We start from the raw sequence: 16,390 nt of genomic DNA on the forward strand, positions 1-16,390 counted from the left end.
ACTTTTTTCTATATACTTTTCTGTCTGATTTTTATAATTCAATCAAAAATCGGCTGGACAAATCAATTGTCACAGCCGTGTCGCTTCTCAATTTATTATTACGATAGTATAACTTATATATGAGTTTCAACTCAACTAAAGCATTATCCCTGCTCATCCTTGCTAGGATTAGACAACACAACATTTAAAAATTATTTTTCCTAAGCTTATTGTCCATGATAGATACTAAACTCTAACGGTTTCACTTCATTTTCTAGCCATTCTTTATAAATTGATTGTTTATCAACTTCATTATTAATGATTGTGATACCACAGTCACCGCCACCAGCGCCTGATGTTTTAGCAGCACCACCATATTTTTCAGCTACAGAGCATAACACTTTCAAATGTGCAGTTTCAATATCAATCGTAGCCTCATTATCCATGGATTGAATAATTTCACGATTCATCCGGATCATTTGCTGTACACCTTTGATATGATTCGTTTTAAAGGCATGAATTAATTTTTCTACGCAAGCATGTGAACGTTCTAAAAATTTCCCGTAAAATGTAGGGTCAGATTTCAAACGTTTCACTTCACTCACTAAGTGATGTGAAGACGCAGGCGATCCTGTCCAACCAATTAAGACTTCCATATTTTCTGGTGGTTGTAGTGGCTCAATATGTAAACCTGGCCAGTTTTTATTTAGTACTTCGTTGACAGAGGTATCTTCAATTTGTTGTGAAACCCACTCATGATCAAATGTACTATAAGCAAGCCACCCTGTGTATACACTAACTGCGATATCTCCACAAGAACTCAAACTTTGCAATTTCATATTTGCAATCACTGCAAGTTTATAAATATAAAGATTTGATAAATGCATCTCATAAAATTCATTTAAAGCTTTTACTACAGATACAAGTACCGCTGCACTTGAGCCTAAACCGTATTTATGACCATTTGCATCATCTAAATTACTATCTATCGTTAAATTAAAATGCTTTAGGTCAATGTGATTACTACTCACAAATTGCTCAAAAACTTCTATAGCTGTGATGACGTATTTTAATTGCTTTGCTGCATATAAATCAGATACGACTATCTTATCTTCTTCTCTTTGAAATGTAACTGGCTCATGATGTAACGTTTTTGAGTGGATTGTACCTTCTGAAGCATTAGAGTCTTCAATCGAAGCCGTTACAAATCTATTAACAGCTATTAACACAGATTTATACCCAGGTTCAGTAACAGCATATTCACCTGCAATATAAAGCTTACCTGGCGCTTTTACTTGAATCATGTTATCTCTTCCTTACTCAATAATTTCAACACCTGTACGTGTAATGTCACTTGCAATAATTTGATCATCATTAAATGATTTTTTTAGTGCATCAATGACTGCCTGTTGATTTTTCTTTTCTACTAAAATTTTAACGTTGGGTCCTGCATCCATTGTAAAATAACAAGGGTAACCAGCTTCGCGACATTGATGTACAATATCCATAGCTAAATAACTATCTTCTACCATATATGTAAAAGGAGGTTGTGAACCTAAATTTGTTGCATGCATCCTCAAGCCATTCTCTTCAATAACTTCTCCTAAATACTTAAAATCTTTGTCTTTAATCGCACGCTTAACTGACGCTATGTCTTCATCTACATGATCTAACCAGTATTGGTAAAAACGAGATGTATCACGCGTATGTGACATACCGGCACGACTAGAAACTTTTTTTGTTTGATTATTGATCACGACAAATATCATTGACAAATCATCTTCCCAGTGATCTGCATCAATCGGGAAACTATATGATGATGCATCATCATGACCTTTTTCCCACTCTACAAAACCGCCATAGATACTTCTAGAAGCTGATCCTGATCCTCTTCGAGCAAGTCTAGATAATGCTTTACCCGTTAATCCAAGTTTTAAAGCTTCATTACATGCTGCTGCTAATGCGGCATAAGCACTTGCTGATGAGGCTAAACCTGCAGCTGTTGGTACGAAATTATCACTTTCGATATGCGCATACATAGATGTTTTACCCAGTTCTCTAACAATATCCATAAAACGACGAATTTTAGTTGCTTCAGCATCATCTACTGTTTGTCCATTTAAAATCAATAAATCTTTAGTATATTGTTCAGAAAAAGTTACTTTAGTCTCTGTATAAAATCGATCTAATGTTACCGACAAGCTATTATTCATTGGAATAATATAGGCTTCATCAGCTTTCCCCCAATATTTAATCAGTGCAATATTTGTATGTGCACGTGCTTTGCCACTACTAACCACCTTACTAACCTCCTAAATATTCAATCCATGTATGATGTGCACCTAACGATTGTGCACTTTCCACAATTTTTTCAGCCGTTTCTAAAGTAGAAGCTAGAACAATCATACTACCGCCTCTACCTCCTCCAGTTAATTTACCAGCTATCGCACCTTGCTCTTTACTAACCTCTAACAATTGCTCAATTTTTTCATGACTAACAGTGAGTGTTCTTAAATTCTCTTGACACAAATTAAAGACCGTAGCAAGTTGTTCAAAGTTATGGTGTTCGATAGAATCTCGCGCTTCATGTACCAATTTGCCGATATGTTCGACAAAGCTAAGGTATCCACTATCCGCTTTACATAAATTATGTACGTCTTCTACTGCTTGTTTTGTTGAACCACGAATACCAGTGTCTATCACAACCATATACCCATTTAAATCTAAAGGCTTTAATGTAGTAACCTTTCCTTTTTGAAACCAAACTGGCTTGTTAGATACTATGGTTTGTGTATCTATCCCACTGGGTTTGCCATGCGCAATACGTTCTGCCCAATTCGCTTCTTCTATCAAAATCGCATCTGTTAAGGGTTTATTTATATAATCGAAACTCGCACGTACAAATGCGACTGCCATTGCAGCACTTGATCCTAGGCCTCTTGATGGTGGTAAGTTCGTATCTATAGAAACTTTGATGGGTGTTGCAATATCATATTTATCAATAAACCTCGTTATTACTGATTTTAAGTGTTCAGGTGCGTAAACCAATTCACCATCATACACTTCACTTTTAATATAGGAAGACTCTGATGCATTTAAAGACTCAATTAATGCACTCACTCTCCCTGTCGTAAATGGAATCGCAATTGCAGGCTCTCCAAATGTCACCGCGTGCTCACCTATTAAAATCACCTTGCCATTCGCTTCCCCATAACCTTGTTGTGCCATATTTTCAATCACCTTTAGTATTTTCTTTAAATTTAAATAATATATGCTTTGCACCGCGATTTTTATTAATCTCAATTTCATTCCTAGTTATCTTAACATTTCCCGGGAAATTTTGTGTTTAATAGCATTTCGCTATAGTATTCATGCTTTTCATTTTTAATCAAGCAACCATTACGTGCATTTTTACACAACTCAATCGATTTTCACACAAATCAAAGTATATTATCTCACAAATTTCATATATTGGCATACGTCTCGAGACATAGTTTTTTAATTTGTATCAAAATTGAACGAAATGAGCAAAAAGTTAATACCTGCTACTAATTATAAACAATACTTATTTATTATAAAACGCGATGACCTATTATTCAAAAACTTCACTTTATTTTATTAATTTATTTTTGATTTTTAACGTATACTTTCACTATATTACTTATTTAATTACTATAATTCAACAAATTATAGTCATCTTTCCATTATGCAATTATAAATAAAAAGACTAAAAACGAATACATTATATTGTATCGTTTCTAGTCTTTGTCTCATTCGTCCATTTTTTGATTAACTTTAGCATTTCGTTCAATCATCTTGTCAAAATAACCTTCATATCGTTGCCACTCATCATCCGTAATGTCTTCCATCGTCAAATTGGCGCCTAAATCTTTTAACGCATATAGTAACTGGAACATCACATCTTGAACTGTTAATGTTCTGCCTAATAATTGCGATAAAGATGCCATGCATTGAGGGTCAATATCTGGGTATTCAAATTTAGTACGCTCGCCTTGTAATGCGCGTTCATAAAATGCTTTCATCAATGCAGCGCGTTCACTGCCATCGCCTTCTACGCATAGATATACTTGGACAGCTATGCCACCTCGAACACGTCTTTGCGAAATACCGGCAAATTTCTTTCCATTTATACTTAAATCAAATTTACCTGGACAATATGATTGTTCAATCTCATAGGTCTCAATTTCAACATCATCATCTTCAAACATTTTCGACACTAATAAGTACATGACTGAAAATGCTTCATCAATCGTAATATCATGCTTGCCTTTAAAAATAAGTGAAATATTGAGTACACCTTGGTCTAATACAACACCTAGACCACCTGAGTTTCTCACAATCGCATTATACCCTCGTTCTTCAGTTAAATAGCGAATACCATCTTGCAAGTGCGGTAATCTTGAATCATGGATACCTAAAATAATTGTATGTTGATGTATCCAAGTACGTACCACACTGCTTGATAAATCTTTGCCTACACTTTCTGACAAAGTATCGTCAAATGCAAATGACTGCATCGGTGCTAAACCAGAAGAATGATCTACATAACGCCAAGTGGCACTATTAAAGTACTTACTTGCTAAATCCATTATTGTAATGTTTGTGCAGCAGTGATGATTGATAAATTATACACGTCTTCTATTGAACAACCACGAGATAAATCATTTACTGGTGAATTAAGACCTTGTAATACCGGGCCTACCGCATCATAACCACCAAGGCGTTGTGCGATTTTATATCCAATATTACCCGCTTCTAAACTTGGGAAAATAAATACATTTGCATCGCCTTGAATTTGTGCATCCGGTGCCTTTTTCTTAGCAACTTCAGGTACAATTGCTGCATCAAATTGGAATTCTCCATCAATAACCACATCTTTAAGTTGATCAGTTTCAACCTTTTCTTGTGCTAACGCTACCGCATTGGAAACTTTTTCAACATCATCCGATTTTGCAGAACCTTTTGTTGAAAAACTTAACATTGCTACACGTGGAGACATGCCAAAACTTTGAGCAGATTTTGCACTTTCTACCGCAATTTCCGCTAAATCTTGTGCTTCTAATGTAGGATTAATCGCACAATCACCAAAGATATATTGTTCTTCACCTTTGATCATAAAGAATATACCTGATGTTTTAGTTACACCTGGTTTTGTTTTTATAATTTGTAGGGCTGGACGAACGGTATCACCTGTAGAGTGCGCAGCACCACTTACTAAACCTTCAGCTTTACCAGTATATACTAGCATCGTACCAAAGTAATTTACGTCTTTTAACATTTCTTGAGCTTGGGCTTCAGTTGCTTTCCCTTTACGACGTTCAACAAAAGCTGTCACTAACTCTTGTTTCAAATCACTCGTTTCAGGATCGATAATTTCTAAGTTTGAAATATCTAAACCTTTGTCTTTAGCTAACGCATTAACATTTGCTTCATTACCTAATAAAACTGGTGTTACATAATCTGTACTTTGTAATTGTGTTGCCGCAGTTAATACGCGTTCATCTTCTCCTTCAGGTAAAACAATTTTCACATTTTTTCCTGACAATTTCTCTTGTAATACATCTAATAAAGACATATGGGCCTCCTCAAATTTTTAATACTATTATTTTTTCCATTACTATTATACGTCATTTTTTTATAGAATTCCATGTCACCAATTTGTAATCATTTACTTATGTTTTACAGTTACCTTTATGATAGAATTTTCAGTGTAGATATAGAATTATTTATAAAGGAGCGATTCAATATGCCACAAGCGCCAGAAACTTTAGATGGTTGGTATAGTTTACATTTATTATATGCTATAGATTGGGCTAGTTTACGTCTAGTTCCAGAAAATGAACGTCAAACGTTAGTTGAAGAGTTGCAATCATTTTTAGATAAACACAAAGAAGCACGTACGAACCATGTCGGCGATCACGCATTTTATAATATTACTGGTCAAAAAGCAGATATTCTTTTATGGGCATTACGTCCTGAATTAAAAGATTTAAATGCTTTTGAAAATGAATTTAACAAATTGAAAATCACTGACTTTTTAATTCCGACATACTCATATGTTTCGATTATTGAACTCGGCAATTATTTAGCAGGAAAATCTGACGAAGATCCATACGAAAATCCACATATCAAACCAAGATTATATCCAGAATTACCTCAATCCGAATATATTTGTTTCTATCCTATGGACAAACGTCGTAATGAAACTTATAACTGGTATATGTTGCCATTAGAAGAAAGACAAGAACTAATGTACAATCACGGTAAAATCGGTCGTCAATATGCTGGTAAAATCAAACAATTTATCACAGGCTCTATGGGCTTTGATGATTTCGAATGGGGTGTCACGCTATTTGCAGATGACCCACTTCAATTTAAAAAAATTGTTTCTGAAATGAGATTTGACGAAACGACGGCACGTTACGGTGATTTCGGCAGTTTCTATGTGGGTAACATTATCACCAAAGATAGTTTACCAACGCTTTTTGAAATATAATTTATCACTATATTTTAACTAATGTTATTTTTAATACAAATTACAATCTTTCTTGTTTTAGAGTATAACTTTATTTTTTATAAACTATGATCAACCCCTTCATTTAATAATGGAGGGGCTTTTATATATCATTTTTTTGCATTCATATATAACTACAATTACGTCTCAAACGTACATATTTTAGGCGCACTGCCATTATATTTTGCCCTTTTAGGTACAATTACAATAAATCATTCAATACCTATGTTTGAATTTGACTACTAAATCTCAAAAGATAGCTATTGTCATAAGTTACATGTATTAGTCGCTCTTGCTTTCTACTTCGTTTGATTCGGTTCGCATGCATAAGTTGCTCTTGCTTTCTACTTCGTTTGATTCGGTTCGCATGCTCCTCGCATGCATAAGTCGCTCTAACTTTCTACTTCGTAGAAAGTAGAGCGACTAAAAAAAGGCACACTTGAAATAAAACAAGTGTGCCTGTCTGAATGTAGTGTGTTTGGGAGAACTTTAATCACTACTTAATTTAAGGGTCAACTGTTAAATATTGTCGCTACTCAATATTTTGTAACAGTCAACTAATACTATTTTAACCTATTTGAAATATTTGAAACATATTTGCATTACTAAAGTTGTATAAAACTCATTTTTTTAAAACACAATATGTGTCTTTTTAGCCAACATATCATTTGAATAAAGTGTTACAATAAAAAATATTAACTTACTTATATATCCCATGAAAATACAGTTACGAATAGTTTAGTTAAATAAAATATAATTGGTGATTAAATGACAAGACATGTTCAATACTCAGAAAATTATGAAGAAAAAATAGCAAAAGATGTCATAATCCTCGCTGGCAGAATCTTACTTGAGTCTGGGGCAGAAGGTTCGCGTGTAGAAGATACAATGACGCGTATTGCTTTCACGTTAGGTTATACAGAAAGTAATAGTTTTGTTACAAATACAGTCATTAATTTTATGTTACATAATGAATCTTATCCAAGAATTTATAGAATACGAACTAGAGACACCAATCTACATCGTATATCAAGAACCAATCGCGTTTCTAGACAACTTTCCGAGGGGACACTATCAGTTGAAGATGCATATCAAGAATTACAAAAAATATATCATGAACAGAGCATTAATCATGATTTGTTTTTTAAATTTATTGCCGCTGCGATTATCTCAATCAGTTTTCTATATTTACAAGGTGGTTATTTAGTGGATGTATTCACTGCACTCGTTGCAGGTGCTTTAGGGTATCTAGTTGTAGAACTTTTGAATAGAAATTTACACACTAAATTCATTCCAGAATTTATGGGGGCTCTCGTTATTGGAGCAGTGGCAGTGTTTGGAAATGCCATCATACAAGGTGGCTCTATTTCAACAATTATTATATCAGCTGTGATGCCAATCGTACCTGGTGTTTTAATTACAAATGCAATTCAAGATTTATTTAGCGGGCATATGTTAATGTTTACTACTAAATCATTAGAAGCCCTAGTAACTGCCTTTGGTATTGGTGCAGGTGTCGGTACAATACTTATTATTTCTTAGGAGCAATGCTTATGTTTTGGATTTTAAATTTAATATTTAGTTATACCGCTTCACTCTTCTTCGGTATTATATTTGATGTTCCAAAATATTTATATAATGCTGTTGGAATTGTTGGTGCATGTGGTTGGATGGTTTATACATTGTTTTATGATGGTCTCGAACTTCATACAATTTATTCAAGCTTCTTTGGAAGTCTAGCATTGGGTTTACTTAGTCATGTAATGGCTCGCTATAAAAAAGAACCAGTGATTCTATTTATGGTACCAGGTATTATACCATTGGTGCCTGGAGGATTAGCCTTTGACGCTACTAAAAATCTTATTTTGTTAGACTTTAGTAAAGCTATTAACACGATGCTAGAAGTAACGCTAATTGCCGGCGCAATCGCTTTAGGCTTATTATTTGCTGATCAAATATCTAAACTCATCGTTTCTGGCACAAAATTTAGCAAAAAACACATATGAGCATTGAACATAAAAAATCTGAGGATCTTTAAAGTCCTCAGATTTTTTATATTAGACATCATTATTTGATTTTAAAAACTCCTATCAATATGAACTTAAAGTCCACTGCTATTGATAGGAGTCGTTTCATATTCAAAATTTTTCAGAAAATCCGTTTCCAATGATTTATATGTTTATTTCATAAATAATCAATGATTAACTTCTATTTATGTGTTTGGTTCGTCACTTTATTCTCATTAATCAGATTCACTACTTCATCTTCAGAACGATTTAATATCAATTTACTTAGTTTATCATTATCCATTTGTTTTAATTTAGGATAACGAATTACGAAAAAGATTAATCCTATAATTAACCAACCAAATAATGCAATATAAGATGGCATTGATAGTCCAGCTGGTGAAACAGGAATTAATAATAGTAATAAGAAAACAAATGATACTACTGTACCTATAATCGCAAATGTCTTATATACAGGACCATAAGTGTTACTTGTTTTGTCATAGCTAAATAAACGCGCTGCTGATAAACATGTAATAAAGTAAGCGATTGAAACACCTGTAGATGACATATCAACGATCCATGTCAATGCTGTACGACCTAACCAAGGTGCAATCAATGTGATAGCTACAAGGAATATGATTGCGACATATGGTGTTTTATATTTATTATGCAGTTTACTAAATACTGAAGGCATAATACCTGAACGTCCCATTGAGAATAATAGACGACTTGAACTCATTAAAAATCCATTTAAACCAGTAAAAATACCCATGATAATAGCAATCGCTAAAATTGCTAAACCTATATAGCCGAATGCACCACTCGTGACGGCACCTGTTAACCATAATTGCCCGTTCAAACTCGTTTCTGAGCTACTTAGCCAGCCTGTATATAAAATCATTAACACATATGTGAATGCTGCTGCTAACAAACTATACACAATCAGTTTAAACGTTTTATTTGGAGAAAAATCAAATTCTTCGGCAGTTTGTGGGATATTATCAAAACCTACATAAGCCCACGGTGCTACTGCAACTATCATTACAATTGATGTAAGCCAGCCTTTTTCTTTGTTCGCTAATGGTTGTAAATTTTCCAATGAAAAATTATTACCAAAGAACGAGCCGAAAAATAGCAGTAAGATTGTAATGACCATTGCCACACAGAAATAAAATTGTAGTGAGCCTGAAACACTCGTGCCCTTAATCGCAATAAACATAAATACAATCAATAACAATGATGCAATTAATATTTCGGTAATATAAACATCCCATCCTGCGATGGTATATAATTTACCTGTTTCTAAAACATCAGGTAATAAAAATTTAATTAATAAACTGAATGCAGTTGCGTTTAAGGCTACTACACAAATATAACCAAAAGTTAAAAACCAAGATGAGAAAAAACTTACGTATCTACCAAAACCTAAAAAGCTAAACGCAAAAGCCCCACCAGAAACTGGGAAGCGTTCAACAAGTGCGCCGTAGCTTACCGCAATTAAAATCATTAATAATGCGCCAATGACAATACCTATAGCTGCTGGAATAGGTCCAGATTGACCAATCCAATCACCAGGTAAAATAAATGCACCCCAGCCGATACATGAACCATAGGCAATTGCCCAAACAAATTTCTCAGATAAGTTTTGTTTTAAATCTCCTCTATCTACTTTCCTATCATTTTTTCCCATAAATAAAATTCACCTCATGGGATGTATTATACCCCTAAGATGAATTCTATAACAATTATAAATTTATAATTTAATCGTACCAATCACTAACATTAACCAACCTATAATAAATAAAATACCTCCAATTGGTGTAATTGCTCCAAGTATACGAATTTGAGTTAATGCTAAAATATATAGCGAACCACTGAAAAATACAATACCTAAGAATAATAGCCATCCTGCCCAATTCACATTAATTGACGTTGTACCACTTATAATTCCAATTAATAGTAAACCAAGGCCGTGATACATTTGATAAGTAGTTGCTTTTTCCCATACGGATAAATATTTATCCGATAACTTACCTTCCAAACCATGCGCGCCAAATGCACCAGTACCAACAGCCATTAAAGCATTTAAAGCACCGAGAATAATAAATAATTTCATAAAAATTAACCTCTCTTTCTTGAATTAAAAATCAAATATTGAATCTCCATTACCAATTTCATCATCTGTTACCAATTTATTAGCATTTAGTGAAGTATTAGCATTTGCAAATTTTGTCGATGAGGCAGGTACTTTTCCGCCCATTGCTTGAATTTCTTCTGCTGAGATGCCTTGCTTCTTACTTGCAGCAGTTTGTTCTACATTTCGAGATGATTTGAATGAATCAGACACTGAATACGTATTATCTTTAAAATGATGTTTGTTATTTGAACTATTTACGAGTGATGTTAGTGTATGAATGGCATAGATATGCTTTTCAAATTCTGCATCATTTTTAGCTTCATCTGCTTGAACTAATTCTTGCTCAATAAGTTGAATAATTTTCTCTTTTTCCATTTATTTTACAACCCACTTTCACACCAGTTTATAGGTTCAATACCATTTTTTTGTAAATATGCATTTGTTAATGAATACGGTTTTGAACCGAAAAATCCGCGATATGCAGATAATGGGCTTGGATGTGGTGATTTAATAATATGATGTTTCGCTGTGTCAATCAGTTTTATTTTTTGTTGTGCAGGCTTACCCCACAATATAAACACAACATTACTCAAATTTTCTGAAACTGTTTTAATGACTTCATCCGTAAAAGTTTCCCACCCTATATCTCTGTGAGAATGCGCTTCTCCTTGTCGGACTGTCAAAACAGTATTTAATAATAAAACGCCTTCTCTTGCCCAATCTTGTAAATGTGGTGATTTTCTTACACAACCGATATCGTCTTCAAGTTCTTTATACATGTTTCTTAATGAAGGCGGAAATTTAGCATTCGGTTGCACAGAAAATGCTAAACCATGTGCTTGATTTGGTCCGTGATAAGGATCTTGACCTAAGATAACAACTTTCACTTTTTCAAAAGGCGTTAAATCAAAAGCCTGATAAATATTTTCCCTATCTGGATATACTATCTTTGTCGTATATTCATTTTCTAAAAAATTATGCATTTCAGTAAAATCATGTTCTGTAGTAATTTTATGAAAAACATCCGACCACTCCATATCGCTCACCTCGATTAATATAGTAACATAAAGCACTACTTATTCGCTCGTGAGATTAGTAGTACTCACTTTATCATAAACACAATTAAAATGAATATATTTTATTTCATTTTAATATGTATCAGTAATAGAATCAAAAGGATATACTAATTTATTCATCATTGTAACCTTATTACATTGTAAACGTCATGATTTAGAATAGTCGACAAACGTGGTATGATATATATAAAAGCATATTTAGGAGTGAAAATTAATGGCATTGAAAAAAACTTTAACCATTGCTGGTTCAGATACAAGTGCTGGCGCAGGCATGCAAGCAGATTTAAAAACATTCCAAGAGTTAGGAACATACGGTATTGTTGCATTAACATCAATTGTAACAATGGATAAAGAATCTTGGTCTCATGATGTTACGCCAATTCCATTCGATGTTTTTGAAAAACAATTAGAAACAGCTATATCAATCGGTCCGGATGCAGTGAAGACGGGCATGCTAGGGACACAAGAAATTATCAAACGTGCCGGCGAAGCATATGTTGAATCTGGTGCGAACTACTTTGTAGTAGATCCAGTTATGGTATGCAAAGGAGAAAATGAAGTTTTAAATCCTGGCAATACTGATGCAATGATTGAATATTTGTTACCAAAAGCTACAGTCGTAACACCGAATTTATTCGAAGCTGGTCAACTTGCAAACCTCGGCACTTTAAAATCAATAGACGATATGAAAAAAGCTGCTGATATCATTCATCAACAAGGTGCACAACACGTTATAATTAAAGGTGGTAAAGCGTTAGATCAAGATAAATCTTATGACTTATACTATGATGGGGAAAACTACTATCAACTAACTACTGATATGTTCCAACAAAGTTATAATCACGGCGCTGGTTGTACATTTGCCGCAGCAACTACTGCATATTTAGCAAATGGCAAATCTCCAAAAGAAGCCGTCATCGCTGCTAAAGCATTTGTTGCATCTGCAATTAAAAACGGTTGGAAAATGAACGACTTCGTCGGTCCTGTTGACCACGGTGCCTATAATCGTATAGAACACATCGATGTCGTAGTTACAGAAGTTTAATCAAATATAAACTAAGCGCACGTCCATTTCTGATGATGAACGTGCGCCTTTTTAAGTTAATTTACTCATTTATGTTTTTATTTAACCACCGTATCCGCCATACCCAATATTCACTTCATTGACTTGACCATCTTTCATTTCAAAGAAAACGGTTGGGCCATTATTTTGAGATTGATATGCGTATACACCTGTACCTTTAGGCTGTTTATCTGGTGTTTTAATCTTACTTAAATCTTTTCCATAAGCATCTTTGACTTGCTCATAAGTTAAGTTCCCTTTTATAGAAAAATTAACGTTACTTGCTATATTATCATCTTTTGAATAGTCTGAGAAAGTTTGGTCATATTTCTGAGTTGTCTTGCCACCCTCTACTGTTCTTGCACTTACATTCACGCCATTAAAAGTAACCTTGCCATATTTGATTCCATTTTTAAATTGTTCATTTAATAAAAAGCTAGGGTCGTTACCAGCATTTCCTTCATATTGATAATAAGGTGTTGTTGCTGCTTGTGCTTCGCTATGTGATACGCCTTCATCAGAAACGCTTATGCCTAATGTAGTTCCAAATACAATGCTTCCAGCTACAAAAGTCTTTGCAATCTTATTCATTCTGTATCACTCCATTTAAAATTTTGGAATCGCATTACGATTCGATTACAATATTACATAAATGTTTCAAAAAGTGCAAATATAAACCAAATACACAATATATTATTTTTGTTTTTTAATAGCATAAACATTTAAGTGATAGTATTAATACAACAAAAATTAAAATAAAGTATTTTATGATTATACGACGTTCGACTGATAAAAAGTTGATACTGTAGACTCATGTATTTCGCATACATATCTATTATTATAATAAGTGTAGAGAGACAAGGAGGTATGACATCATGATTATCTACGAACAATCTTTTGAGAATGGTAACCCTATCTATGAAATTATCACCAAGACGTTCAAAACGATTTCTGTTAAATGCGATGAAAATTTCAGCAAGAATGAATTATATACGTTACTCTCTCTACTTGAAAGTGATGTTGATAACTTAAATGTAAGTTATTAGCTACACTTCAATACATCGATGAAAAAACAGAAGCGTAAGTTCCAAGACTAAAATTAGAAGAAACAGAACAAAGAATTCCCCTTTAGAAATATGCGCCATGTATATGTAACTGTCCCATTATATATACATGGTATAACACATCCCTTATAAACACTCACCCTAAGTGGTACATAGTTAGGCAAAGATTGTCCCCTTTGTTTGCTTGGAGAGCACACTCGAAGCGATCCTAACTTATGTACCACTTTACTTATTTATATAAAACTTTAAATTCCTCACACACTACAATAGTAGATTCGTTAAATGCCAATCCTAGAGATGCATAGTAAGGTTTAAAGAAATCAATATGTGCTTTACGCCAGTAAACTAGTGACTTATCGCCTTCACCTTCTAAATAAGCGTGATGTTCAGAGACAGCATTAAAAGTTGTTTGATATACATGTGTTGTTTCAATCACACATTGTGGTTCCCCTTTTTTATTTAAAATCACGCTCACATCTCCCACTTGAGGTAGTGGTTCACAATCAACTTGATAAGTTTCGTAACCACTTGTCGTAGCCGTTTTTTCACCTTGTTTTACTAATTCTGCTAATGTATCCTCATCTACACCAAATGACCACGCTTCATATGTTTTGCCCTTATAAGATGGAAATAATTGTACAAATTTCTCCCAATATTGTTCTACTGTCATCATTTTTCCTCCAAACTATGTATGTCCTTTTTCTTCTTAAACATAACATAAATAAATGATATAACCATTGCTATCCTATGTTATTCTACTACCAAAATGAGGCAATACACTAAACTATAAATATCTAGACTATTGCAAGAAATCTATTCTTTCTTGCAATAATAGTGAAATTCACTAAAAAAATAGGTACTCACTTCCTAACTCTAAAAGGAAATGAATAACCTATTTTTAAATTTCTACTATTCCGTTTTAGTATCGATAGCTAGCATACTATTTTCTTAATAGTCGTTTGTAATGTCATTCGACTTATACGCGTTTATCGTCTGCCCACCATAAAGCTTTCTCAGGATTTTTCGTATAATATTCATATTCTTCATCACTTTGAACATTTGGATATGAACCTTTAAGCGATTTACCTGCTGTGCTGACATGTAACAATGAAATAACGATAATCCCTATAACACTCATTGCCGCTAAGTAATAAGCTGGTGAAAGTGGATCGCCTGTTTTCGCAACCAATGAAGAAGCAATTAACGGGGTTGTTCCACCAAATAATGAGACTGACACATTAAATGTTACCGCCAATGTTCGATAACGGATATGCGTATAAAACATCGTTGGTAATGAACCTGGCATCGTTGCTTCATAAGTAGACAAGAAAAATCCTAACGTAAATATACCTACAATTATTAAAACCAACGAACCTGATTGGAATAACGCAAATGCCACAGTACTAAAGATAGCTGTGCCACATAGCCCGATTAAAAAGACTTTTTTCTCTCCGATGCGATCTGCAACTCTACCAAACATTAATGCCAATGGAATCATTACTGCCATGACAACCGTGATAAGTACAGAAACCGTTGTGCTATCTAATTTAATTATTTGTTGTAAATAAGATGGCATATATGAAGTTACCATATAATTAGTACAATTAAAGAATGCTACAGCTACAAAACATACAATAATATCTTTGTAGTAATATCGAACAATTGTGAAAAATCCGATGTTATCTCGTTTAGGTTGTGTAGCTATTTCATTTTCAAATACTGGAGATTCCTCTAATTTTCTTCTTAAATAAAAACCAAATATACCTAAAAATAGACCCAAAATAAATGGTATTCTCCATCCCCATGTAGCCATTTGTTCCTCATTTAAAAAGAAAAATAGTAAGCCACTGATTACTGATGCGGCGATATAACCTGATAATGTACCAATTTCCAAACCTGAACCTAGACCATTTCTAGATTTATCTGGTGAGGATTCAGCAACATAAACCATCGCACCTGCATACTCTCCACCAGTTGAAAACCCTTGAAGCACTCTACCTAATAATAGTAAAATTGGCGCCCATACACCTATTTGATCATATGTAGGTAATAAACCAATTAACAAAGTTGAAAATGCCATCATGATAATGGTTGTCGTTAAAACGACTTTCCTACCAAATTTATCACCAATAATACCAAAAATAATGCCACCTACTGGTCTTAATAAAAATGCAATTGCAAATGTGGCAAATGTAAATATCGTTTTTAACTGGTCATTTTCTACCGAACTAAAAAAGTTTTGCCCCAATATAACTGCTAGGTAAGAATATAACCCGAAATCGAACCATTCCATCGCATTACCAATACCGGTTGCAAATACAGTTTTTTTCGCAGTTCTAGGATTCACCTTATTAATATTACTTTTATCAAAATCTTGTTCATAATCCACGATTTAAGTCACTCCCTTAACATGTTTACTTATTATACTGAGTTCGGAGTGTATGTCAAACTGTTTCAAATTTTTTAAATTCCGTTTTTTAATTTTTATACAAAAATTGTAGTTGTTTTTAAATATGGAAAAATTTAT

At 33.7% G+C, this 16,390-nt stretch carries 17 protein-coding genes; 5 read left to right on the forward strand and 12 right to left on the reverse strand.

Going from position 1 to position 16,390, the window contains the following annotated elements; translation table 11 throughout:
* Positions 1-206 precede the first annotated feature (206 nt).
* The 5 genes from KA814_RS03875 to pta all read right to left on the reverse strand — a co-directional run bounded on the left by KA814_RS03875 (position 207) and on the right by pta (position 5,575).
* Positions 207-1,283, reverse strand: coding sequence for a phosphomevalonate kinase (locus KA814_RS03875; protein ID WP_064209588.1), 1,077 nt, complete (start codon positions 1,281-1,283; stop codon positions 207-209).
* 12 nt (positions 1,284-1,295) lie between these two features.
* Positions 1,296-2,279, reverse strand: a complete 984-nt coding sequence (mvaD, locus tag KA814_RS03880; RefSeq protein WP_064209589.1) for a diphosphomevalonate decarboxylase — start codon at positions 2,277-2,279, stop codon at positions 1,296-1,298.
* A gap of 4 nt (positions 2,280-2,283) precedes the next feature.
* Positions 2,284-3,207 (reverse strand): mevalonate kinase, encoded by a 924-nt coding sequence (gene mvk, locus KA814_RS03885; protein WP_064209590.1) that lies wholly within the window; start codon positions 3,205-3,207, stop codon positions 2,284-2,286.
* Between the two features lie 542 nt (positions 3,208-3,749).
* Positions 3,750-4,589: a lipoate--protein ligase family protein gene (locus KA814_RS03890; protein ID WP_046207277.1), complete on the reverse strand. Its 840-nt coding sequence runs from the start codon at positions 4,587-4,589 to the stop codon at positions 3,750-3,752.
* Positions 4,589-5,575 (reverse strand): phosphate acetyltransferase, encoded by a 987-nt coding sequence (gene pta, locus KA814_RS03895; RefSeq protein WP_046207276.1) that lies wholly within the window; start codon positions 5,573-5,575, stop codon positions 4,589-4,591. The genes KA814_RS03890 and pta overlap by 1 nt, the downstream gene beginning before the upstream one ends.
* 171 nt (positions 5,576-5,746) lie before the next feature.
* Here pta and hemQ point away from each other — a divergent pair, with 171 nt between their 5' ends.
* The 3 genes from hemQ (at position 5,747) to KA814_RS03910 (ending at position 8,520) form a co-directional block, all read left to right on the forward strand.
* Complete coding sequence (gene hemQ, locus KA814_RS03900; protein WP_046207275.1) at positions 5,747-6,496, forward strand: hydrogen peroxide-dependent heme synthase; 750 nt, start codon at positions 5,747-5,749, stop codon at positions 6,494-6,496.
* A gap of 786 nt (positions 6,497-7,282) precedes the next feature.
* Entirely contained in the window at positions 7,283-8,056 is a 774-nt protein-coding gene (locus KA814_RS03905) for a threonine/serine exporter family protein (protein WP_107528193.1), read from the forward strand.
* Between the two features lie 11 nt (positions 8,057-8,067).
* Entirely contained in the window at positions 8,068-8,520 is a 453-nt protein-coding gene (locus KA814_RS03910) for a threonine/serine exporter family protein (protein ID WP_046207273.1), read from the forward strand.
* Between the two features lie 202 nt (positions 8,521-8,722).
* Here the strand turns inward: KA814_RS03910 and KA814_RS03915 are convergent, their stop codons facing one another.
* From KA814_RS03915 to KA814_RS03930, 4 genes are all read right to left on the reverse strand, one after another.
* A complete protein-coding gene (locus KA814_RS03915) occupies positions 8,723-10,213 on the reverse strand; it encodes an APC family permease (RefSeq protein WP_064209592.1) in 1,491 nt (496 codons plus the stop codon).
* A 63-nt stretch (positions 10,214-10,276) separates the two neighbouring features.
* A complete protein-coding gene (locus KA814_RS03920; RefSeq protein ID WP_046207271.1) occupies positions 10,277-10,639 on the reverse strand; it encodes a DUF423 domain-containing protein in 363 nt (120 codons plus the stop codon).
* A 24-nt stretch (positions 10,640-10,663) separates the two neighbouring features.
* On the reverse strand, positions 10,664-11,035 hold the full coding sequence (locus tag KA814_RS03925) for a DUF5327 family protein (protein ID WP_064209593.1): 372 nt from the start codon (positions 11,033-11,035) through the stop codon (positions 10,664-10,666).
* Positions 11,036-11,040: 5 nt separating this feature from the next.
* Entirely contained in the window at positions 11,041-11,706 is a 666-nt protein-coding gene (locus tag KA814_RS03930) for a uracil-DNA glycosylase (protein WP_256277550.1), read from the reverse strand.
* Positions 11,707-11,950: 244 nt separating this feature from the next.
* On the opposite strand from KA814_RS03930, the gene thiD reads away from it, so the two are divergent.
* Positions 11,951-12,781, forward strand: a complete 831-nt coding sequence (thiD, locus tag KA814_RS03935; protein ID WP_064209594.1) for a bifunctional hydroxymethylpyrimidine kinase/phosphomethylpyrimidine kinase — start codon at positions 11,951-11,953, stop codon at positions 12,779-12,781.
* An 81-nt stretch (positions 12,782-12,862) separates the two neighbouring features.
* Here thiD and isaB read toward each other — a convergent pair whose 3' ends face one another.
* A complete protein-coding gene (gene isaB / locus KA814_RS03940) occupies positions 12,863-13,390 on the reverse strand; it encodes an immunodominant staphylococcal antigen IsaB family protein (protein ID WP_019468208.1) in 528 nt (175 codons plus the stop codon).
* 284 nt (positions 13,391-13,674) lie between these two features.
* Between isaB and vraX the strand changes: the two genes are divergently transcribed.
* Entirely contained in the window at positions 13,675-13,845 is a 171-nt protein-coding gene (gene vraX / locus KA814_RS03945) for a C1q-binding complement inhibitor VraX (protein WP_019468209.1), read from the forward strand.
* A gap of 247 nt (positions 13,846-14,092) precedes the next feature.
* On the opposite strand, the gene KA814_RS03950 is transcribed toward vraX, so the two are convergent.
* Positions 14,093-14,533, reverse strand: coding sequence for an ASCH domain-containing protein (locus KA814_RS03950; protein WP_064209595.1), 441 nt, complete (start codon positions 14,531-14,533; stop codon positions 14,093-14,095).
* Between the two features lie 306 nt (positions 14,534-14,839).
* A complete protein-coding gene (locus KA814_RS03955) occupies positions 14,840-16,252 on the reverse strand; it encodes an MFS transporter (protein WP_064209596.1) in 1,413 nt (470 codons plus the stop codon).
* Positions 16,253-16,390: the final 138 nt, after the last annotated feature.

The sequence above is a fragment of the Staphylococcus sp. GDY8P196P genome (genome assembly GCF_017891705.1).
Lineage (GTDB): Bacteria > Bacillota > Bacilli > Staphylococcales > Staphylococcaceae > Staphylococcus > Staphylococcus ureilyticus.

Excerpts from the sequence above, each read along its gene's own strand:
- KA814_RS03875 (WP_064209588.1), bottom strand. The coding sequence starts at position 1,283 with ATGATTCAAGTAAAAGCGCCAGGTAAGCTTTATATTGCAGGTGAATAT.
- mvk (WP_064209590.1), bottom strand. The coding sequence starts at position 3,207 with ATGGCACAACAAGGTTATGGGGAAGCGAATGGCAAGGTGATTTTAATA.
- KA814_RS03890 (WP_046207277.1), bottom strand. The coding sequence starts at position 4,589 with ATGGATTTAGCAAGTAAGTACTTTAATAGTGCCACTTGGCGTTATGTA.
- pta (WP_046207276.1), bottom strand. The coding sequence starts at position 5,575 with ATGTCTTTATTAGATGTATTACAAGAGAAATTGTCAGGAAAAAATGTG.
- hemQ (WP_046207275.1), top strand. The coding sequence starts at position 5,747 with ATGCCACAAGCGCCAGAAACTTTAGATGGTTGGTATAGTTTACATTTA.
- KA814_RS03905 (WP_107528193.1), top strand. The coding sequence starts at position 7,283 with ATGACAAGACATGTTCAATACTCAGAAAATTATGAAGAAAAAATAGCA.
- KA814_RS03910 (WP_046207273.1), top strand. The coding sequence starts at position 8,068 with ATGTTTTGGATTTTAAATTTAATATTTAGTTATACCGCTTCACTCTTC.
- KA814_RS03915 (WP_064209592.1), bottom strand. The coding sequence starts at position 10,213 with ATGGGAAAAAATGATAGGAAAGTAGATAGAGGAGATTTAAAACAAAAC.
- KA814_RS03920 (WP_046207271.1), bottom strand. The coding sequence starts at position 10,639 with ATGAAATTATTTATTATTCTCGGTGCTTTAAATGCTTTAATGGCTGTT.
- KA814_RS03925 (WP_064209593.1), bottom strand. The coding sequence starts at position 11,035 with ATGGAAAAAGAGAAAATTATTCAACTTATTGAGCAAGAATTAGTTCAA.
- thiD (WP_064209594.1), top strand. The coding sequence starts at position 11,951 with ATGGCATTGAAAAAAACTTTAACCATTGCTGGTTCAGATACAAGTGCT.
- isaB (WP_019468208.1), bottom strand. The coding sequence starts at position 13,390 with ATGAATAAGATTGCAAAGACTTTTGTAGCTGGAAGCATTGTATTTGGA.
- vraX (WP_019468209.1), top strand. The coding sequence starts at position 13,675 with ATGATTATCTACGAACAATCTTTTGAGAATGGTAACCCTATCTATGAA.
- KA814_RS03950 (WP_064209595.1), bottom strand. The coding sequence starts at position 14,533 with ATGACAGTAGAACAATATTGGGAGAAATTTGTACAATTATTTCCATCT.